This window comes from Propionivibrio sp. (assembly GCF_047602565.1).
Taxonomy (GTDB): Bacteria; Pseudomonadota; Gammaproteobacteria; order Burkholderiales; family Rhodocyclaceae; genus Propionivibrio.
On sequence record NZ_JASGGX010000001.1, the window covers coordinates 1,819,139 to 1,838,730 of the forward strand.

The 19,592-nt window shown below is 66.5% G+C and carries 18 protein-coding genes and 1 pseudogene; 11 read left to right on the top strand and 8 right to left on the bottom strand.

From position 1 onward, the window contains the following. Positions 1–46 precede the first annotated feature (46 nt). The 11 genes and pseudogenes from QM701_RS08480 (at position 47) to QM701_RS08530 (ending at position 11,792) form a co-directional block, all read left to right on the top strand. On the top strand, positions 47–1,849 hold the full coding sequence (locus QM701_RS08480; protein ID WP_415166641.1) for a type II secretion system protein GspD: 1,803 nt from the start codon (positions 47–49) through the stop codon (positions 1,847–1,849). After that, positions 1,846–3,129, top strand: coding sequence for a tetratricopeptide repeat protein (locus QM701_RS08485; protein ID WP_415166642.1), 1,284 nt, complete (start codon positions 1,846–1,848; stop codon positions 3,127–3,129). The genes QM701_RS08480 and QM701_RS08485 overlap by 4 nt, the downstream gene beginning before the upstream one ends. Before the next feature lie 121 nt (positions 3,130–3,250). Further along, a pseudogene (locus tag QM701_RS08490) lies at positions 3,251–3,553 on the top strand (secretion system protein E); the annotation flags it as partial. 148 nt (positions 3,554–3,701) lie between these two features. Then, on the top strand, positions 3,702–4,856 hold the full coding sequence (locus QM701_RS08495) for a GspE/PulE family protein (RefSeq protein WP_415166643.1): 1,155 nt from the start codon (positions 3,702–3,704) through the stop codon (positions 4,854–4,856). A 5-nt stretch (positions 4,857–4,861) separates the two neighbouring features. Continuing rightward, positions 4,862–6,064 carry a type II secretion system F family protein gene (locus QM701_RS08500; RefSeq protein WP_415169364.1) on the top strand — a complete coding sequence of 401 codons (1,203 nt, stop codon included), beginning with the start codon at positions 4,862–4,864 and terminating at the stop codon, positions 6,062–6,064. A 6-nt stretch (positions 6,065–6,070) separates the two neighbouring features. Next, positions 6,071–7,612 carry a hypothetical protein gene (locus QM701_RS08505; RefSeq protein WP_415166644.1) on the top strand — a complete coding sequence of 514 codons (1,542 nt, stop codon included), beginning with the start codon at positions 6,071–6,073 and terminating at the stop codon, positions 7,610–7,612. Continuing rightward, a complete protein-coding gene (locus QM701_RS08510) occupies positions 7,609–8,199 on the top strand; it encodes a hypothetical protein (RefSeq protein ID WP_415166645.1) in 591 nt (196 codons plus the stop codon). Before QM701_RS08505 ends, QM701_RS08510 begins: the two co-directional genes overlap by 4 nt. Positions 8,200–8,220: 21 nt before the next feature. Then, complete coding sequence (locus tag QM701_RS08515) at positions 8,221–8,682, top strand: hypothetical protein (protein WP_415166646.1); 462 nt, start codon at positions 8,221–8,223, stop codon at positions 8,680–8,682. Between the two features lie 63 nt (positions 8,683–8,745). Further along, positions 8,746–9,645, top strand: coding sequence for a hypothetical protein (locus QM701_RS08520; RefSeq protein ID WP_415166647.1), 900 nt, complete (start codon positions 8,746–8,748; stop codon positions 9,643–9,645). Further along, on the top strand, positions 9,636–10,388 hold the full coding sequence (locus QM701_RS08525) for a type II secretion system protein (RefSeq protein WP_415166648.1): 753 nt from the start codon (positions 9,636–9,638) through the stop codon (positions 10,386–10,388). Before QM701_RS08520 ends, QM701_RS08525 begins: the two co-directional genes overlap by 10 nt. A gap of 81 nt (positions 10,389–10,469) precedes the next feature. Beyond that, positions 10,470–11,792 (top strand): adenylate/guanylate cyclase domain-containing protein, encoded by a 1,323-nt coding sequence (locus QM701_RS08530; protein ID WP_415166649.1) that lies wholly within the window; start codon positions 10,470–10,472, stop codon positions 11,790–11,792. 134 nt (positions 11,793–11,926) lie between these two features. On the opposite strand, the gene QM701_RS08535 is transcribed toward QM701_RS08530, so the two are convergent. The 8 genes from QM701_RS08535 to QM701_RS08570 all read right to left on the bottom strand — a co-directional run bounded on the left by QM701_RS08535 (position 11,927) and on the right by QM701_RS08570 (position 19,574). Then, complete coding sequence (locus QM701_RS08535) at positions 11,927–12,577, bottom strand: 2-dehydro-3-deoxy-6-phosphogalactonate aldolase (RefSeq protein WP_415166650.1); 651 nt, start codon at positions 12,575–12,577, stop codon at positions 11,927–11,929. 65 nt (positions 12,578–12,642) lie between these two features. Then, positions 12,643–13,623 carry a 2-dehydro-3-deoxygalactonokinase gene (locus QM701_RS08540; RefSeq protein ID WP_415166651.1) on the bottom strand — a complete coding sequence of 327 codons (981 nt, stop codon included), beginning with the start codon at positions 13,621–13,623 and terminating at the stop codon, positions 12,643–12,645. Between the two features lie 79 nt (positions 13,624–13,702). Continuing rightward, positions 13,703–14,803, bottom strand: coding sequence for a PfkB family carbohydrate kinase (locus QM701_RS08545; RefSeq protein ID WP_415166652.1), 1,101 nt, complete (start codon positions 14,801–14,803; stop codon positions 13,703–13,705). Between the two features lie 127 nt (positions 14,804–14,930). Beyond that, positions 14,931–15,614, bottom strand: coding sequence for a bifunctional 4-hydroxy-2-oxoglutarate aldolase/2-dehydro-3-deoxy-phosphogluconate aldolase (locus tag QM701_RS08550; protein ID WP_415165608.1), 684 nt, complete (start codon positions 15,612–15,614; stop codon positions 14,931–14,933). Positions 15,615–15,666: 52 nt separating this feature from the next. Next, complete coding sequence (locus QM701_RS08555) at positions 15,667–16,947, bottom strand: TRAP transporter large permease (RefSeq protein ID WP_415166653.1); 1,281 nt, start codon at positions 16,945–16,947, stop codon at positions 15,667–15,669. Further along, positions 16,944–17,540: a TRAP transporter small permease gene (locus QM701_RS08560; RefSeq protein WP_415166654.1), complete on the bottom strand. Its 597-nt coding sequence runs from the start codon at positions 17,538–17,540 to the stop codon at positions 16,944–16,946. The genes QM701_RS08555 and QM701_RS08560 overlap by 4 nt, the downstream gene beginning before the upstream one ends. A 140-nt stretch (positions 17,541–17,680) precedes the next feature. Further along, complete coding sequence (locus QM701_RS08565) at positions 17,681–18,586, bottom strand: TRAP transporter substrate-binding protein (protein WP_415166655.1); 906 nt, start codon at positions 18,584–18,586, stop codon at positions 17,681–17,683. A gap of 232 nt (positions 18,587–18,818) precedes the next feature. Then, the gene (locus QM701_RS08570) at positions 18,819–19,574 is read right to left on the bottom strand and encodes an SDR family oxidoreductase (RefSeq protein WP_415166656.1); all 756 of its coding nucleotides are present in this window, start codon (positions 19,572–19,574) and stop codon (positions 18,819–18,821) included. Between the last annotated feature and the right edge of the window lie 18 nt (positions 19,575–19,592).

Sequence of the window (19,592 nt, forward strand, 5' to 3'; positions counted from 1 at the left end):
CTTTACGTGATATGATAATTTCGAATTCTACCGGACGACAATAATCATGCTCAGACCCGCCGGCGCAATCCTGACCGTGTTTCTCGTCGCGGGCTGCGCTCCCGCGACACTGAACGGCGGGCCGTCCGCCGGACACCTGCGCGCCGACGAGGCCAGGGCGCCGGAAGCCAGGGACTCGATTCCCGCGCCGGTGCAGCAGGCGGTTCCCCTGCCGCGCCCGAAGGCCGCCGGCCGGACCGAGACCTACAGCGTGGTGGTCAACAACGTCAAGGTGCAGGACCTGCTGTTCGCCCTGGCCCGCGACGCCCGGCTGAACGTTGACATCCATCCGGGCATTTCGGGCAGCGTCACGCTGAACGCCATCGACCAGACGCTGCCGCAGCTGCTCAGCCGCATCGCCAAGCAGGTTGACATGCGCTTCGAGCTCGACGGCCCCAATCTCGTGGTCATGCCCGACTCGCCCTACCTCAAGCACTACCGCGTTGACTACGTGAACCTGGCCCGCGACGTCACCGGCACGGTATCGACCAATACGCAGATCTCGACCAGCGCCCTGACCACCAGCCAGGGCAACTCGACCGGCGGCAACGTCTCGCGCATCCAGATCGAGAACAAGTCGAGGAACCGCTTCTGGGAATCGCTGGAGAAGAACCTGAAGGACCTGCTGCACGAAACCGACAAGATCTTCCCCGAAGGCTCCACCGAAACTGTCGTCGAGCAGAACACGGCGCAAAGCACCACCGGCACCGGCGCGCCGCCGACCGCAGGCGCCGCCGGCCGCGGCGTCCAGGCGCAGCAGACCCTGGCCGGCAGCCCGAATCCGGCGTCGCTGCAGAACACCGGCGCGACCGTGGTCAAGCGGATGACCTTCCGCGAGGCCGCCTCGGTGATCGCCAGCCCGGAAACCGGCGTGATCGCCGTGCGCGCCACCTCGCGCCAGCACGAGAAGGTGCAGGAATTCATCGACCGCGTCATGCGCAGCGCCCGCCGCCAGGTGATGATCGAGGCGACGATCATCGAGGTCGACCTGTCCGACAGCTACCAGCAGGGCATCGAATGGTCGAAGGTGGCCACCCAGACCGGCTTCTCCCTGACGCCCGCGACCAACACGCAGAACGCCGGCTCGACCGTCTCGCCGTTCAGCCTGACCTACCGCAACGTATCCCGCGGGCTCGACGTGTTCGTTGACATGCTGCGCGGCTTCGGCACCACGAAAGTGCTGTCCAGCCCGAAGCTGACGGTGCTGAACAACCAGACGGCGACGCTCAAGGTCTCCGAGGATTTCGTTTACTTCAACGTCAAGCAGGACATCGCCGCAGGCAACAGCAACACCAACGCGGTGACCACTACCACCACCACGCCGCAATCGGTGTCGATCGGCTTTTTCATGAACCTGACGGCGCAGGTCGGCGACGACGACGTGGTCACGCTCAACGTCCGGCCGTCCATCTCCAGCATCTCCGCCCTGAAGCAGGACCCCAATCCGGCGCTCACCGTGGCCAACGAGGTGCCGCAGATACGCACGCGCGAGATCGAATCGATGATGCGCGTGCAGAGCGGCGACGTGGCGGTGCTCGGCGGCCTGATGGAAGACCGCATGGAAAACAAGAGCGGGCGCTTCCCCGGCGTCGGCGACATTCCGCTGATCGGCGAAGTGTTCACCACGCGCAACAACGCCTCGCGCAAGACCGAACTGGTCATCGTGCTGCGCCCGACGGTGATCCGCGACGCCTCGATCAACGGCGACTTCAGCCATCTGGCGACCTCGCTGCCGGGCAGGGACTTCTTCGTCACGGACAAGGTCTATGAGCCCTTCTCCGGCCCCAACCTGCAGGAGCCGCTGCGATGAGCCTGCTGATGGAGGCGCTCAGGAAAGCGGAGGAAGCCAAGCGCCAGGCCGGGAGCGAAAACGCGCCCGCCGCGCCGGGCACGGCCGAGGCGGCCTCAGCGGCCGCCGCCGAACCGACCCTGACGCCGCCGCTCGGCGCGCCCGCGTCCAATTCGCCTGCCGGCCCCCTGCCCAATCTGTCGCAGCATTTCGACGCCGTCGATGCCGATCTGGCTGCCGTCTCGGCCGGCTCGGCGCCGAAGCGCCCGCCCGCCGCAGAAAGCCACGCGGAGGAACGCGCCGCCGCGCGCAACGTCTTCGCCGTCAAGCAGCGGCCCGCGACCAGTAGCACGCTGTGGCTGATCGCCGGCGCGGGGCTGCTGACCGTCCTCGGCATCGGCGGGTATTTCTGGTGGCAGTTGCAGTCCCTCCAATCGCCGGGCACCGGACGCCTGGTAGCGGCGCCCGCCGCCACGATGGCCGCCGCGGCCACGCCGGCACCTGCGCCTGCCGCACTCGCCACGCCTGCCGTGTCGCCGCCCCCGCCTCCGCCGGCCGGCGCGAGCGGCGCCGTCCACCCGGCGCCCGAGGCCGGTTCGCCGCTCCCGTCCGGCGGCAAGTCTCCGGCGCCGACGTACGCCGCCGCGCCCCAGGCGCCGGCCCGCGCCGCCCCGGCGGCCGCGCCGCAGCGGGAACCGGCCGACGCGGCGCTCCGCCTGACGCGCACCAGCCCGCGCACGAACACCACGCTCGAACGTGCCTACGAGGCGCTGCAGGCCGGCCGCAACGACGAGGCGCAACGCGATTACGAACTGGCGCTGCGCGCCGACGGCAAGAGCACCGACGCCCTGCTCGGCCTCGCCACCCTCGCCGCGCGGCAGGGCCAGACCGACCGGGCGCACGCCTACTATCTGCGCGCGCTCGAAACGGACCCCAGCGACGCCACGGCCCGGGCCGGCGTGCTCAGCACGGGCCGGCAGGGCGACGATGACGGCGCCGAGAGCCGCCTGAAGACTTCGCTGGCCGGCCAGCCCGATTCGCCCTCGCTGCTCTTCGCGCTGGGCAACCTGTACGCCCGCCAGCAGCGCTGGCGCGAAGCCCAGCAGGCGTATTTCCAGGCCTACGCCGGCGAGCCCGACAATCCGGACATCATCTTCAACCTGGCGGTCAGCCTGGACCACCTGCGCCAGGACCGGCTGGCCGCCCAGTACTACCGGATGGCGCTGGACGCCGGCGGCGCCCGGGCCGCGACCTTCGACCGCGCGCGGGTCGGCGCCCGGCTGCTGGAACTGCAACCGTGACCGCCGCACGCCCGCGCGCCCGCCCCGGATGAACGCGCCCCAGCCACGCCAGCTCGGACAGGTCCTGATCGCCAAGGGCATCCTCAGCGAGGACCAGCTGCGCATCGCCCTGCTCGAACAGATGAAGTCCAACCAGCCGGTCGGCAAGCTGCTGGTCTCGCTGGGCTTCGTCACCGAGGCGACGCTGCGCGACGCGCTGTCGGAGAGCCTCGGCAAGCAGAGCATCGACCTGTCCAACGCGATCATCGATCCGTCCGCGCTGGCGCTGGTGCCGCGCGAGCTGGCCAAGCGCCACCATCTGCTGCCGCTCGACTACGACGAGGACCATCAGCGCCTGACCGTCGCCACCTCCGACGTCAACGACATCGTCGCCCTCGACCGCATCCGCGCCCTGGCCCGCCACGCCATCGAGATCGACACGCTGCTGGCCGGCGAAACCGAGATCGACCGGGCCATCGACCAGGCCTACGGCTACGAGCTGTCGATCGACGGCATCCTGCACGAGATCGAGACCGGCGAGATCGATTTCCGCGGCCTGCAGTTCGACCTCCGGCGAATACAGCCAGCCGGTCGTGCGCCTGATCGACTCGATCCTCACCGACGCGGTCAAGCGCGAGGCTTCCGACATCCACTTCGAGCCGGAAAGCGGCTTCCTGCGCATCCGCTACCGCATCGACGGCATGCTGCGCCAGGTCCGTTCGCTGCACCAGTCCTACTGGCCGGCGATGGCGGTGCGCATCAAGGTGATGAGCGGCATGAACATCGCCGAGAACCGCGCGCCGCAGGACGGGCGCATCACGCTCAACATCCGCGGCCGGCAGATCGACTTCCGCGTGTCCGCGCAGCCGACCATCCACGGCGAGAACATCGTGCTGCGCATCCTCGACCGGCAGAAGGGGCTGGTGCCGCTGGAAGGGCTGGGGCTGACCGAGCGGCAGCTCAACCTGCTCAAGCTGATGATCGCCCGCCCGGAAGGCATCATCCTGCTCACCGGGCCGACCGGCAGCGGCAAGACGACGACGCTCTACTCGATCCTCAACCACATCAATTCCGAGGGGCTGAACATCATGACCCTCGAAGACCCGGTCGAGTACCCGATGGCGCTGGTGCGGCAGACCTCGGTGGCCGAATCGGTCAAGCTCGACTTCGCCAACGGCATCCGCTCGATGATGCGGCAGGACCCGGACGTCATCCTGGTCGGCGAAATCCGCGACGCGGAGACGGCGGAAATGGCCTTCCGCGCGGCGATGACCGGGCACCAGGTCTATTCGACGCTGCACACCAATTCGGCGATCGGCGCCATGCCGCGCCTGCTCGACATCGGCGTGCTGCCGGACATCATGGCCGGCAACGTGATCGGCGTGGTCGCCCAGCGGCTGGTGCGCCGCCTGTGCCCGCACTGCAAGACGCCCTACCAGGCCGAGGACCACGAAGCGCGCCTGCTCGGCCCGGCCGACGCGCCGCGCCCGGTGCTGTTCCGTCCGTGCGGCTGCGAACGCTGCGACTTCCAGGGCTACCGCGGACGTCTGGCAATCATGGAAATCCTGCGCATGAACGCCGAGCTCGACGAGCTGGTGGCGCGCCGCGGCACCGCGCGCGAGATCCGGCAGGCGGCCACGCAGATCGGCTTCGTGCCGCTGGCCGACGACGGCCTGCGCCGCGTGCTCGACGGGTCGACCTCGCTGGAAGAGCTCGCCCGCGTGGTCGACCTGACCGACCGGATGTAGCCGCGATGCCGCTGTTCAACTACCGGGCGATCGATTCCGACGGCCGCGCCGTGGCAGGCCGCCTCGACGCGATGAACCTGATCGACCTCGAAATGCGCCTGAAGCGCATGGAGCTCGACCTGGTCGACGGCGCGCCGGTGAGCGCCCGCCACCTGTTCGGCGCGAAGAACATCCCGCGGCGCGAGCTGATCCACTTCTGCTTCCACCTCGAACATCTGGTGCGGGTCGGCGTGCCGATCCTCGACGGGCTCGCCGACCTGCGCGACAGCCTGGAAAACCCGCGCTTCCGCGAGATCATCGCCAGCCTGGTCGAGGGCATCGAGGGCGGGCAGACGCTGTCGCAGGCCATGGAGGCGCACCCGCGCGTGTTCGGCAAGGTCTTCGTCAGCCTGATCCGCGCCGGCGAGGCGAGCGGCCGACTGCCCGAGGTATTGCGCAACCTGACCGACACGCTCAAGTGGGAAGACGAACTCGCCTCCCAGACCAAGAAGCTGGCCATGTACCCGGCCTTCGTCGGCGCCATCGTGGTCGCCGCCACCTTCTTCCTGATGATCTACATGGTGCCGCAGCTCAAGCAGTTCGTGAAGAACATGGGGCAGGTGCTGCCGCCGCAGACCCGGGCGCTGTTCTTCGTCTCCGACCTGCTGGTCGCCTACTGGTACGTGGCGCTGGCGATACCGGTCGTCCTCTTCGTCGGGATCAGGCTCCTGCTCGGCGCCAATCCGCTGGCCCGCCTGCGCTTCGACGGCCTCAAGCTCAGGCTGCCGCTGATCGGCGAGATCCTGCGCAAGATCGTCCTCTCGCGCTTCGCCAACACCTTCGCCCTGCTCTATTCGTCCGGCATCCCGATCCTCGACGCGGTGCGCACCACCCAGCACGTGGTCGGCAACCTCGTCGTGCAACGCGGACTCGAGCGCGTCGAGCAGCTGATCGGCGAGGGCCAGAACGTGACCTCCGCCTTCCAGCGCACCGGCTTCTTCCCGCCGCTGGTGATCCGCATGCTGCGCGTCGGCGAAAGCACCGGCGCGCTCGACGACGCGCTGGCCAACGTCAGCTACTTCTACAACCGCGACGTGCGCGAATCGGTCGAGAAGGTGCAGCAGCTCATCGAGCCGATGCTGACCCTGCTGCTCGGCAGCCTGCTCGGCTGGATCATGCTCTCCGTGCTGGGGCCGGTTTATGATGTCATCAGCCGCATCCAGACCTGACTTCCCATGAGACCCCAGCGCCTGCTCTACCTCGGCACGCACCAGATGGCCGCCTACCACTGGCGGCGAGGCGCGCTGGCCTGCGAGGCGACGTTCCCGCCGACCGAGGCCGGCGTGCAGCAGTTCGCGCGCTACCTCGCGGAGCATTCGAAAAGCGTTTTTTCGCTGCTCGCCAACGTCGCCGAGGAAGGGTTTCACATCGAGACCATTCCCTACCTGCGCGGCGCCGACCGCCAGACCGTCATCCGGCGCAAACTGGCGCAGACCTTCTTCAACACGCCGCTCAGCGCGGCGGCCTCGCTGGGGCACGAGAAGAACCGCCGCAAGGACGAGCGCCTGCTGCTCGCCGCGCTGTCCAGCCCGGCCTTTTTCCAGCCGTGGCTCGACGCCATCCGCGCCGCCGACGCCGCGCTGTCCGGCATTTTTTCCCTGCCGCTGCTCGCCCCGGCGCTGCTCAGGAAACTGCGCCTCCCGCCGGAGCCCTGCCTACTGCTCTCGGTCCAGGACCAGAGCATCCGGCAGAGCTTCTTCGACAAGGGCGAGCTGCACTTCAGCCGCCTGACGCCGCTGCAGCACAGCAGCATCGCCGGGATCGCCCAGGCCTTCGCCGCGGAATCGGTCAAGCTGCAGCAATACCTGTCCAGCCAGCGCCTGATCGGGCGCGGCCAGGCCATCACCGCGCACATCCTGGCCCATGCCGGCGCCTTCAAGGCGATCGGCAACAGCTGCGTTGACACGCCGGCGGTCCGCTTCAACGTCCTCGACATCAACGAGTGCGCGCGGCGTGCCGGCCTCAAGACGGAACTGCCGGACTCGCACGCCGAGCCGCTGTTCCTGCACCTGCTGGTCGCCGACCCGCCGGGCGTGCAGTTCGCCGGCGACGAGCTGCGCCACAGCTTCCGCATCGTGCAGATCCGGTCGCTGCTCCAGGGCGCCGGGGCGATGACCCTGGCCGCCTGCCTGCTGCTGTCCGGAAAATATCTGTTCGACGCCCATCAGATCGGGCAGGACGCCGAGGCGCTGCGGACCGAGTCGGCGCTCGCCCGGCAACGCTACGCCGACATCGTCAAGACCTTCCCCAGCGTGCCGACCGATAACGAGACGCTGAAGAGCGTGATCGACCGCTACCTCGTCCAGGAACGGCGCAGCACCGCGCCGGACGGGCTCTACCGGGAAATCAGCCGCGCCCTGCAGGCCGAGCCGTCGATCGAGATCGACCGCCTCGACTGGAGGATCGGCGGCGCCGACCCCGACGCCGCGGGCTCCGGCAATCCGGCCGCGAACGTCCCGCCGGTACCGGAAGGCAGCGAGAGCATCGTCGTGCGGGGAACGCTGCGGCTCGGTCCGAACGCCACCACCCGCCAGCTGCTCGCCGCGTTCGGCCGCTTCGTCGAGGCCTTGCGGGCCGACGCGAAGTTGCGGGTGGACGTGCTCCAGCAGCCGCTCGACATCGCCTCCGGCACCTCGCTGCGCGGTGGCGACGCGGTGCGCGAGGAGGAAAAACCGCGCGATTTCAGCCTGCTCGTCAGCCGGAGGATCGAACCGTGAAATTCGGGCCGCACGATCTGCGCAGGCTGCAGGCCGGCCTGTTCGTCATGGTGCTGGCGGTCGCGCTCGGCGCCGCCGCCGTGGTGTTCTCGCGCGACCGGATCGCCGCCGCGCAGGCGGCCTTCACCGCGGCGCAGGGCCAGCGCAACGAGATCGACGGCAAGCTCCGGCAGGTACGCAACGAGGAAAACGAAATCCGGCAGAAAGCCGCCCTGTTCAACAGCCTCCAGGCGCGCGGCGTGATCGGCGAGGAGCCGCGCCTGGAGTGGGTCGAACTGCTCAAGGAAATCCGCGACCGGCACCGCCTGATCGAAGTCCGCTACGAATTCGCCCCGCAGCACGCCCTGGACAAGGCGCCGGCGGGGGCGCTCGGCCTCTACGCCAGCACCATGAAGCTGCAGGTGCGCCTGCTGCACGAGGAAGACCTGACCCGGCTGCTCGGCGACCTGCGCCGGCAGGCCCGCGCGCTGATCCAGGTCAGGCGCTGCGACGTCGCGCGCCTGCCCCGCACAGGCGCGGACAACGCGCTGCAGGGCCTGCTGCAGGCGGACTGCGTGATCGACTGGATCACGGTGCGCGAAGTTTGACAAAAGCAAGGTGAACGCGAAATGAACCCGCCGCGCCATCGCGCTTCCCGCCGGCCGCACGCCGCCCGGCTGCTGTGCGCGCTGCTGCTGGCCGCCGCGCTTCCGGCGCTGGCGGCGGCGCAGGAACTCGGCCGCCTGTTCTTCACCCCGGAACGCCGCGAAGCGCTCGATCGGCAGCGGCAGTTCAACCTGCCCGAACGCCGGGAAATCCCGGAAGACCCGACGCTGACCATCGACGGCGTGGTGACGCGCAGCAGCGGCCGGCGCACGGTGTGGATCAATGGCGTCGCGCAGGACGACGCGCGCGCCGACGGCGGCGTCGCCGTCACCCCCGGCCGCGCCAACCCCGGCAAGGTCGTCGTCCGCCCCGAAGGCGGCCCGGCGGCCAAGGCCAGCGTGGGCGATACGGTCAATCGGAGCACGGGCGAAACGGCTGATCTGCTGGGTGGCGGCACGCTCAAAATACGGCCTGCGGCGCGCTGATCCATGTTTTCGACAAGGCAGGGTATCGCTGTCCGCCAACGTGGCGCGGCGTTGCTGGTTCTCATGCTGCTGTTTTTCCTTGGCTCGATGTCATGGCTGTTGGCGCAAGGCAACGCTGAGGCCCTGCGCCGAACGCTGGAGGGCACGACGGCCGCAGCGATGGCCGAGGCGAAAGCGGCACTGATCGGCCGCGCCGCGCAGGACGACAATCGCCCCGGCAGCCTGACGTGCCCCGATACCGATGATGACGGAGTGGCCAACCAGGTCGGCGGCAACTGCACGGCCTACATCGGCCGCATCCCATGGAAAACGCTCGACATGGCGGATGTGCGCGATGGTTGGGGAGAACGGCTGTGGTACGCGCTCTCTCCGGAATTGCGAGACAATCCAACCGCCCAGCCGATCAACCCGCAACAGGCCCTGCAACTTTCGCTCGATGGCACGGCCAATTACGCCGCGCTGATTTTTTCCTCCGGCCCGCCCCTGCCCGGCCAGAACGGGCGGCCAAGCAACGCGGTGGCGGACTATCTTGACGGGGTCAACAACGACGGGGATTTCGCTTATGTCTCCGGACCGCGCTCTCCTCTGTTCAACGACACTGTGCTGGCCATAACGCGCGACGACGTCTTCCGGGCCGCGAACATGCGAGTCCTGGCTGAAATCCGCGGCCCCGACGACAACGCTGCCGGCGCTCCCAGCCATGGCCTGCGCCGTTTTCATGCCGACAACGGCATGTTTCCCTGGGCGGATACGGACCAGGACGGTGACGCCAACGCCGGCGAGAGCGCAGGCCGCCCGCCTTACAACAGTCTCAATCTCGACCCGGCCACCCTGGCCTGGTTGAATGCCAACAAATGGCCGGAATTGGTATCCTACCAACGCACCAGCGCCAATTCGGCCATCATCAGGATTGGCGACAAGCAGATGACCGTCATCCCCTGCCCGAGTTCTCCATGCCCGTGACCCCGACCCGTTTGGCAAAACTTTCAGGTTCCATGAGCCAGTCCGGTTTTACCCTGGTCGAGTTGTCCATCGTGCTCATCATTGTCGGACTGCTCGTCAGCAGCCTGATCCCGCCGCTCTCCTCGCGAATCGATCAGCGCAACTACAACGAGACGCGGCAACAGCTCAGCGAGATACGCGAGGCACTGATCGGCTTTGCGATCGCGAACGGACGTTTGCCACGGCCGGCGATATCGCTTGCTGACGGCACAGAGAACCCAAACGATTGTACAAACGATATGCAATGTACTGGTTATATCCCTTGGACCACGCTTGGCGTAAAGAAAACTGACGCGTGGAACAAAATGATTCGCTACAGCGTTACGTATACCTATGCAAAAAATAATGTGCTTTTTCCTCTAACTGACTATGCGAGTAAGAAAGTCAAAACTCGAGATAGCAATGGTGTTGCCAGCTATTTGATTGGTGACGATGACCATGCCTGCAGCAAAGACTACCGTTGCGCCCCCGCAGTGATCTTCTCCTTCGGGAAAAACAACTGGGGGACCACGCCTGAAGGTACAGCCATCGCCGACAGCTCGGCAACCAACGCGGATGAAGATGCCAATGCAGCCGCGACGACCGTGTTCTTCGCCCGCGACCCGTCGGACGTTCCGAACGGCGGAGAATTCGACGACCTCGTCGTCTGGATTCCGCCCTATGTCCTCTTCAACCGCATGATCGCCGCCGGCAAGCTGCCCTGACATTCTCTCCGGATGCATAGTCCGGTTGACCCTGCCCGCCGTTTAGAGTCAAATCGCGGGACCTTTCCGCCCGATGACGCCATGGCCCCTTCCGACAGCCTCGCCGACAGAATCCGCCGCGCCGGAATCCTGCCGACGGATTCCGGGGAGGTGCGGCTGCAGAAGACCCTGCTGATTTTCGCCACCGGCCTGATCAGCTTCGCCTCGATGTTCTGGCTGTTCATCTACTGGCAGCTCGGCCCGCAGATTTCCTCGACGATCCCGTTCCTCTTCCAGCTGCTGCTGATCGGCAACCTCGCGTTCTATCTGAAGACGCTCCGCTTCGAGTTCTTCCGCCAGACGCAGCTGGCGCTGTTCCTGTTCATGCCCTTCGTCGCGCAGTGGAGCATGGGCAATTTCATCACCGCCAGCGGCCTGAGCCTGTGGGCGCTGCTGGCGCCGGTCGGGGCGGTGCTGGTGATCGGCGCGCGCGAGGCGCTGGCGTGGTTCTTCGCCTATGTCTTCCTGACCGCGCTGTCCGGCGGCTTCGACTATTACCTGGCGGATGCCGCGCTGCCGGCGCCGGTGAAGATTCCGCCCAGCACGACGGTGTTCTTCTTCGCGCTCAACTTCACGGCGGTGTCGACGCTCGTCTTCGTGCTGCTGCGCTACTCGGCGATCGAGAAGCAGAAGGCCCAGTCGCGGCTGGAGGAGGCGCATCGCCTGCTGCAGCTCGAACAGGAACGCTCCGAGCGGCTGCTGCTGAACATCCTCCCCGGCCCGATCGCCGAACGGCTGAAGAACAGCAGCCAGACGATCGCCGACGGCTTCGCCGACGTGTCGGTGATGTTCGTGGACATCGTCAATTTCACCCGCATCGCCGAGGGGATGACGCCGCAGCAGGTCTTCTCGATGCTCAACCGGGTGTTCTCGTCGTTCGACGAACTGGCCGAGAAATACGGGCTGGAGAAGATCAAGACGATCGGCGACGCCTATATGGTCGCCGGTGGGCTGAACGACCAGCGCGAGGATTTCACCGAGGCGCTCGCCGATCTGGCGCTGGCGATGCGCGACCTGCTGGAGCGGGACTTCCAGGTCAACGCGATGCACCTCGAAGTGCGCATCGGCATCGGCAGCGGCCCGGTGGTGGCCGGCGTGGTCGGCAAGAAGAAATTCATCTACGACCTGTGGGGCGACACGGTAAATCTGGCCAGCCGCATCACCAGCGAAGGGGTTCCCGGCATCGTGCAGGTCGACGAGACCACCTACCGCAAGCTGCTGCCGTGCTTCGAGTTCCAGGCGCCGCGCACGCTCCACCTCAAGGGGAAGGGTGATACGGTCGTCTATCGCGTCATCGGCAGGAAGGCGGCCGCGGACGGTTCGCTGGCGGAGTCGGCGGGCGGCCGGGCCTGCGCGCTGCCCTAAAATTCGTCACCCCGGCAAAGGCCGGGGTCCGGTTTGTCGGCTTTCCTGGATTCCGGCTTTCGCCGGAATGACGAATGCGGAATATTTCAGTGTTTCCCTGAGACCTCCCGCGCGTCGATCCGGGCGCCCTTCCCTCAGCGGCCGGACAACGCCCGCCAGCCCGCGACGAAACGCCGCCCGGCCTCGGCGACCGCTTCCGCCGTCATGCCCGGCTTGTACAGCGCCGAACCGAGGCCGAAGCCAGTGGCGCCGGCATCCACGTAGGGCTGCATGTTGTCCGGCGTGATGCCGCCGACCGGCAGCAGGCGCGTGCCCTTGGGCAGCACCACGCGGATCGCCTTGAGAATCGCCGGCGTGACGAGTTCCGCCGGAAAGATCTTCAGCGCGTCAGCGCCGGCCGCCAGCGCGGCGAACGCCTCGGTCGGGGTGACGACTCCCGGCGCGCAGATGAGCCCCGCCTCCTTCGCCGAGCGGATCACCGCGGTATCGGCGTGCGGCATCACGACCAGTTCGCCGCCGCAGTCCTTGAGCTGCCAGACCTGGTCGATCGACAGCACGGTCCCCGCGCCGACCAGCGCGTCGGCCGGCAGGACGCGCCGGATCGCCGCGATGCTGGCGAACGGGTCCGGCGAATTGAGCGGCACTTCGATCAGGCGGAAACCCGCCGCATACAGGTCGCGGCCGATGCCTTCGGCCTCGTCCGGGCGGATGCCGCGCAGGATGGCGACCAGCGGCAGCGCGGCGTTGGCGGCGGCGAAGCGCTCGTTCAGGATGGTGTCGGACATGTCGTTCTCCTCGTGTCGATAGGGGATGCCGGACGGCATCCGGCAGGCCGGCGGCGAAACGGGCGTCAGCGGTGCCCGCCGCCGACCCGCCCGGCGGCCAGCGCCAGGTTCCACAGGCCGGCCGGCGCCGTGTTGTCGAGCACCGCGTCGGCCGCACGGCCCATGAAATGCAGGGAGTGCGCATAGCGCCGGCACAGCGAGGGCGCGCCGATCATGACCAGCGGCACCTGGGCGAGATCGCCGGCGCCGGCGAGTCCCGACACGAGTTCATGGCCGATCAGCAGGCCGGACAGGTAGTCGGCCAGCGACGCGGCGGGCAGCCGGCCGGTCAGCCCGAGCGTGCGGGTACCGAAAATTTGATGAGACAGGTCGCCCGGACGGCTGTCGCGCGCGACCGACAGCCCGAGTTCGAAGGCTGCCTCGTCGGTTTCGCGGGGTTTTTCCGCCGCAGCGGGCATCAGCCGGCCGAGGATCGAATGCTGGCTCAGGACGGCGAACAGTTCGCCGGTCAGGTAGGAGGCGTAGCGGACGATCCGGCCGTCCTCGATCTGCGCCCATTTCGAATGCGTGCCGGGCAGCAGCATGCAGGAACGCGCCGCCCAGGCGGGATGATCCAGCAGCGCGCCGGCGATCTGGATTTCCTCGCCGCGCATCACGTCGGGCAGTTCGCCGGGTTCGTCAAACAGGACACCCGGCGCGATCAGGATATCGGGCCCCAAACCGCTGGGCACCGCCACGCTCTGCCCGGCCAGCGTGCCGATGTCGGCCGGGCAGCGTACGTAGGGCGCCTCCTTCCAGCCCTGGGCGCTGCCGACCATGCCGCAGGCGACGATCGGCAGTTCCGGCCACTGCCGCAGCCAGTCTCCGGCGATCGCGGCGAAGGCCTGTTCGTAGCCGGGCGTGCCCGGCTGCGGCAAATGCTGGATGCCGTGCGCCGACTGCCGCGTTTCAATGACTTCGCCGTCGCGCATGAGGAACGCGCGCAGGCTCGACGTGCCCCAGTCGAGGGCCAGGAGTTGCGGGGAGAGCGGGGTTTGCGGGTTCATGGTTCATCGGCGCCGGAGCGCTTGATCAAGGGTTGGAAACCAGGGAAAAAATCGCGAACCCGCATGATACCCGCGAACGCTAGCGAATGACGCGCGCCCCCTTGCCCTTCATGGCGGCCTCGACCTCCTCGACGCGGACCATCGAGGTGTCGCCGGGGGTGGTCATGGCCAGGGCACCGTGCGCCGCGCCGTATTCCACCGCCGCCTGCGGCCCCTTGCCTTCCAGGAAACCGTAGATCAGCCCCGAGGCAAACCCGTCGCCTCCGCCCACCCGGTCGTAGATCTCCAGGTCGTCCCGCTGCATCGACTGGTACAGCTGCCCCTGGTAGTACACCAGCGCCGACCAGTCGTTGAAGGTGGCCGTCGTGGCCTTCCTCAGCGTGGTCGCCGCCACCTTGAAGTTGGGGAACGCCGCGACCGCGGTCTGGATCATCTTCTTGAAGCTTTCGGTCTCGATCTGGGTGAGGTGTTCGTCCGCGCCTTCGACTTCGAAGCCGAGGCAGGCGGTGAAGTCTTCTTCGTTGCCGATCATCACGTCGACGTTCTTGGCGATGGTGCGGTTGACCCGCTGCGCCGCCTCCTTGCCGCCCTGGCTCTTCCACAGGGAAGCGCGGTAGTTGAGGTCGTAGGAGACGACGGTGCCGTATTTCTTGGCGGCTTCGACCGCTTCGATCACCGCTTCGGCGGTGTTGCTGGCCAGCGCGGCGAAGATGCCCCCGGTGTGGAACCAGCGCACGCCTTCTTCACCGAAGAGCTTTTCCCAGTTCACTTCGCCGGGCTTGATCTGCGAGGCGGCGCTGTTGCCCCGGTCGGAGCAGCCGAGCGCGGGCCGCACGCCGAAGCCTTTTTCGGTGAAGTTGAGGCCGACCCGGGTGTTCTTGCCGAGGCCGTCGAAATCGCGCCAGATGACGTGGCTCAGATCCACGCCGCCTTGCATGATGAAGTCTTCGACCAGCCAGCCGAGGTCGTTCTTCGGCAGGGCGGTGACCACGGCGGCGCGCTTCTGCCAGCATTTCTTCATGGCCCGCGCCACGTTGTATTCGCCGCCGCCTTCCCACACCTGGAAGCTGCGGGCGTTGCGCACCCGGCCGAAGCCGGGGTCGAAGCGCAGCATGACTTCGCCGAAGGAGACGCAGTCCCAGCGGGCTTCGCTGGCGGGTTTGATGATGAGTTCGCTCATGGGGGTGTCCTCAAAAAAGCAGGTTTAACCACGACGTGCACAACGCACACAACGAGAAGCCAAACAAAATGATTTCGTCGTGCCCGTTGTGTTCGTTGTGGTTAATAGGGGTTGATGGGTGTCCGCCTTACTTGGCGAGTTCGGCCTTGATGCGCTTGACCAGCGCGATGGTCTGCCGGACGTTCTCTTCAAGACCCTTGTAGTCCTTGGCGTCGAGCAGCTTCTTGGTGATCAGGTTGGAGCCGACGCCGCAGGCGACGATGCCGGCGCCGAACCATTTGCGCAGGGACTCTTCGGTCGGCTCGACGCCGCCGGTGGGCATGATCCGCGTCCAGGGCATCGGGCCCATCACGCTCTTGACGAAGTCCGGGCCGCCGACCGAGGCGCCGGGGAAGACCTTGATCAGTTCGCAGCCGAGTTCCTGGGCGTCGCCGATTTCGCTGGCCGAGCCGCAGCCGGGGCTGTAGGGGATGCCGCGCCGGTTGCACACCTTGGCCACTTCGGCGTTGAGCAGCGGGCCGACCACGAACTTGGCGCCGTAGGCGATGTAGAGCCCGGCCGTCGGGGCGTCCACCACCGAGCCCACGCCCATGATCACGCTCGGGTCGGCCTTGGCGAAGTGCTTGGTCACCCGCAGGAAGACGTCCGCGGCAAAGTCGCCCCGGTTGGTGAACTCCACGCACTTCGCCCCGCCGTTCGCGCAGGCCTGGATCACGTTCACGCACACCTCTTCATCCGGGTGGTAAAACACCGGAATCACCGATTGGTCCAGCATCGCCAGCAATACCGACAGCCTGTCTTTCGTTGCCATTTCTTTCTTCCTTTCAGTCACGTCGAACAAATAAACCGTCCCGCCCGGCCGTCTACCGCGTCATCCAGTGCAGAGGCAACATGACGATATCTGGGAAGAGGACGAGCAGGAACATCACGATGGTCTGGGCGATCATGAAGGGAACGACGCCCTTGATGGCCCCGCTCATCGGAATGCGCGCCACCCCGCAGACCACGTTCAACACCGTCCCCACCGGCGGCGTCACCAGCCCGATCGCGTTGTTCATGATGAACAGCACCCCGAAATACACCGGGTCGATCCCCGCCTGCTTCAGCACCGGCATCAGCACCGGCGTCATGATCAGAATGGTCGGCGTCATGTCCAGCGCCGTCCCCACCAGCAGCACCAGGATCATCAGCACGAAGGTCATCAGCATCTTGTTGCCCATGAACGGGGCGACCATCTCGGCCAGCTGTCCCGGAATGTCCGCCGCCGTGATCAGCCACGCCGACACCCCCGCCGCCGACACCAGAAACATGATCACCGCCGTGGTCTCCGCCGCCCGCAGGCACAGCCCAAAGAGCTGCTTGAACTTGATCTCCCGGTAGATCACCGTGCCCGCGAACAGGGAGTACGCCGCCGCGATCACCGCCGCCTCGGTGGGGGTGAACATGCCGGTCTTCAGTCCGCCGATGATGACCACCGGCAGCACCAGCGCCCAGGAGGCGCTGCGCGTCTCTTGCCAGCGTTCGGCCTGGCTCCGCTTGGCTTCGATGCGCATTTCGTCGTGCTTGATGCACCACCGCCAGGCAAGCATGATCGACAGGCCCATCAGCACCCCCGGCACGATGCCGGCGATGAACAGCTTGGTGATCGACACGCCCCCCGTGACGCCGTACAGAATGAGGGCGATCGACGGCGGAATCACCGGGGCGATGATGCCGCCGCAGGAGATCAGCCCGCACGAGCGGTTGACGTCGTAGCCGGCGTTGCGCATCAGGGGGATCAGGACCGCGGCCAGCGCGGCAGTGTCGGCCACCGCCGAGCCCGACAGCGAGGCCATGACGATGGCCGCGACCACCGCCACGTAGCCCAGCCCGCCCCGGATGTGTCCCACCCAGGCCATGGACATGGTGATGATCCGCCGTGTCATGCCGCCGGCGTTCATGAATTCGCCGGCCAGCATGAAGAAGGGCACGGCCAAGAGCGGGAAGCTGTTGGCCCCGTCCCACATGTTCTGGATGACGATCTGCGGGTCGGTCATCCCCATGTAGTACATCATGGCGAGCCCGCAGCCGATCAGCGCAAAGGCGATCGGCATGCCGAGGGCCATGAGCGCGAGCAGCGAGGCGATAAAGACAAAGACGGTCATGCTTGGGGTCCTCCGGGACGGACGGCGTGGCTTTTTTCCTGGGCGTCAAGTTCGCGTTCGACTTCGTGCGCTTCTTCCAGGCCTTCTTCCTGCACGTCGATGAGTTCGCTTTCGGCCACCTGCCCGAAGGCCAGGCGCGCCAGGTTGGCGATGCAGATGAGGGTGATCGCGGCGCCCGTCAGGTAGCTCACCCCGAACGCCCAGAGCATGCTCATCTGCATCACCGGCGAGGCGTTCGCCGCAATGATGTCGTGTTGCAGCCACGTGCCGTACAGCATGTACAGGCTGCACAGGGCCATGATCGCCTGGCTGATGCCCCAGCACACCTTCCGCCCCAGCACCGGCAGCGCCGCCACCACCATGTCCACCCCCAGGTGCGCGTGCTTGCGCATCCCCACCACCGCCCCAATGAACGTCATCCACACAAAGGCGTACCGCGGCAGCTCTTCCGATACGTCTATCCCGCTGTTCATAAAAATCCGCATCATCACGTTGATGAACACCAGCACAAACATCACCAGCAGGCACACCACCATGATCACTTCCAGCAGACGGTAAAACCCGTCATTCACCCGGCTTAACAGTTGGTTCATAGAGATTCCTCGTGCAAGGAACAGGCAACTACGGGCGGCGAACCCCTCGGCCTTGCGGACGAAACACCCTCCGCCCAGAAATATCCAAAAAAACGGGGAAAGCCTGTCGCCGCTTCCCCCGTCCGGGATTGCTCCGACTCTTACTTGCCGTTGCGGACCTTTTCGATCTCCGCGTAGAACTCTTTCACGAAGTCCTCGCCGATGAGCTTGGTGTAGTTGTCGACCACCGGCTTGGTCTTCTCGCGAAGTTTCTGGATTTCTTCCGGCGGCAGCACGTCGACCAGGGCGCCGGCGGCCTTGAGCTTGCCGATGACGTCCTTGTTGGCGGCGTCCATCAGGTCGCGATGGAACTTGACCGCTTCGAGCCCCGCCCTGTGCATCGCTTCCTGATCCTCGGGCTTGAGCTTGTCCCAGAATTTCTTGTTGGCCACGATGCCGCACGGCGTATAGACGTGGTTGGTGATGGTGATGTACTTGTTAACTTCGTGGAACTTGTTCGTGTAGATCAGGATCAGCGGATTCTCCTGGCCGTCGATGGCCTTGATCTCCAGCGCGGTGAACACCTCGGAGAAGGCCATCGGCGTGGGATTGGCGCCCAGCGCTTTCCAGGAATCCATCGCCACCTTGTTGGGCATGACGCGCAGCTTCAGGCCTTCGATGTCCGCCGCCGTTTTGACCGGCCGCTTGCTGTTGGTCAGGTGGCGGAAGCCGGCTTCCGTCCAGCCCAGGCCGACCAGTCCCAGCGGCGCCATCTTGTCGAAAACCTTCTGGCCCATCTTGCCCCACATGACGGTATCGACTTCCTTGTAGTTCTGGAACAGGAAGGGGAAATCGAAGATGCCGAGCTCCTTGACCGCGCCGGCGATCGCCGCGAACGCCCCGTAATACATCTCCTGCGTGCCGGCCTGGGTGACCTGCAGCATCTTGTCGTCGCTGCCCAGCGAGGCGCTGTGGAAGACCTGGATCTTCACCCGGTTGTCGGTGTATTTGCCGACGAGTTCGGCGAACTTGTTCATCGCCACCGCCTGCGGGTGCTCTGGCGGCATCGAATGTCCCAAACGTCCGGTGATCTGCTGCGCGAACGCGGCCGCGCACAAACTCGTTCCTACGACTGCGATGAGCATTTTGCTCAGGATTTTCTTGGAAAACGCTGTCATGTCTGACCTCCTGTTGAACTGCGGTTGTTACGGCGAAAAAGCTTGAATCGGTAGTTATGTATCGCTTCGTCGTTGCGGCCGGCGTCCCTCGCTGCCGGCCAACGGGAATCCGGGGCGCAGCCTAGCGCCCCAGCCACCCGCCGTCGACGGTGAGGGTGGTGCCATTGACGTAGTCGGACGCGGGCGAGGCGAGGTAGAGCACCGCCCCCACCATGTCCTCCGGCCGGCCCCACCGCCCCGCCGGAATCCGCTCCAGTATCTGCCGGCTGCGCGTCGCGTCCGCCAGCAGCGCCGTGTTCATCTCCGTCTCCATGTACCCCGGCGCGATGCAGTTCACGTTCACCCCCCGCCCCGCCCATTCGTTGGCCAGGCTCTTGGTGAATTGCGCCACCCCGCCCTTGCTCGCCGCGTACGCCGGCACCGTCAGCCCGCCCTGGAACGAGAGCAGCGAGGCGATGTTGATGATCTTGCCCCGCCCTTGCGCCAGCATGCCCTTGCCCACTTCCTGGCACATGAAGAACACGGCGTTCATGTTGACGCCGATCACGAAGTCCCAGTCCTTTCTCGGGAACTCGGTGGCCGGGTGCCGGCTTTGCACGCCGGCGTTGTTCACCAGGATGTCGATCCGGCCGAAGTCGGCCTGGATGCGGGCGATCAGCGCCGGGATGCCGTCGATGTCGCCCAGGTCGTGTTCGTAGAAGCCGCCGCGCACGCCCTGCGCGGCGATCCGGTCGAGCAGGTCGGGGACCGGCGTGCGGCCGACCACGGCGACCGATGCGCCGGCCTGGGCGAGGCCGAGCGCCATGGCCTGGCCGAGGCCCCGGCTGGCACCGGTGACGAGGGCCACCCGGCCCTGGAGGTTGAAGAGGTCGTGCATGTGTTTTTTTCCTTGTGT

Coding starts and splice junctions, on each gene's coding strand:
- QM701_RS08480 (WP_415166641.1), top strand. CDS start 47: ATGCTCAGACCCGCCGGCGCAATCCTGACCGTGTTTCTCGTCGCGGGC.
- QM701_RS08485 (WP_415166642.1), top strand. CDS start 1,846: ATGAGCCTGCTGATGGAGGCGCTCAGGAAAGCGGAGGAAGCCAAGCGC.
- QM701_RS08500 (WP_415169364.1), top strand. CDS start 4,862: ATGCCGCTGTTCAACTACCGGGCGATCGATTCCGACGGCCGCGCCGTG.
- QM701_RS08505 (WP_415166644.1), top strand. CDS start 6,071: ATGAGACCCCAGCGCCTGCTCTACCTCGGCACGCACCAGATGGCCGCC.
- QM701_RS08515 (WP_415166646.1), top strand. CDS start 8,221: ATGAACCCGCCGCGCCATCGCGCTTCCCGCCGGCCGCACGCCGCCCGG.
- QM701_RS08520 (WP_415166647.1), top strand. CDS start 8,746: ATGCTGCTGTTTTTCCTTGGCTCGATGTCATGGCTGTTGGCGCAAGGC.
- QM701_RS08525 (WP_415166648.1), top strand. CDS start 9,636: ATGCCCGTGACCCCGACCCGTTTGGCAAAACTTTCAGGTTCCATGAGC.
- QM701_RS08530 (WP_415166649.1), top strand. CDS start 10,470: ATGGCCCCTTCCGACAGCCTCGCCGACAGAATCCGCCGCGCCGGAATC.
- QM701_RS08535 (WP_415166650.1), bottom strand. CDS start 12,577: ATGTCCGACACCATCCTGAACGAGCGCTTCGCCGCCGCCAACGCCGCG.
- QM701_RS08540 (WP_415166651.1), bottom strand. CDS start 13,623: ATGAACCCGCAAACCCCGCTCTCCCCGCAACTCCTGGCCCTCGACTGG.
- QM701_RS08545 (WP_415166652.1), bottom strand. CDS start 14,803: ATGAGCGAACTCATCATCAAACCCGCCAGCGAAGCCCGCTGGGACTGC.
- QM701_RS08550 (WP_415165608.1), bottom strand. CDS start 15,614: ATGGCAACGAAAGACAGGCTGTCGGTATTGCTGGCGATGCTGGACCAA.
- QM701_RS08555 (WP_415166653.1), bottom strand. CDS start 16,947: ATGACCGTCTTTGTCTTTATCGCCTCGCTGCTCGCGCTCATGGCCCTC.
- QM701_RS08560 (WP_415166654.1), bottom strand. CDS start 17,540: ATGAACCAACTGTTAAGCCGGGTGAATGACGGGTTTTACCGTCTGCTG.
- QM701_RS08565 (WP_415166655.1), bottom strand. CDS start 18,586: ATGCCGCCAGAGCACCCGCAGGCGGTGGCGATGAACAAGTTCGCCGAA.
- QM701_RS08570 (WP_415166656.1), bottom strand. CDS start 19,574: ATGCACGACCTCTTCAACCTCCAGGGCCGGGTGGCCCTCGTCACCGGT.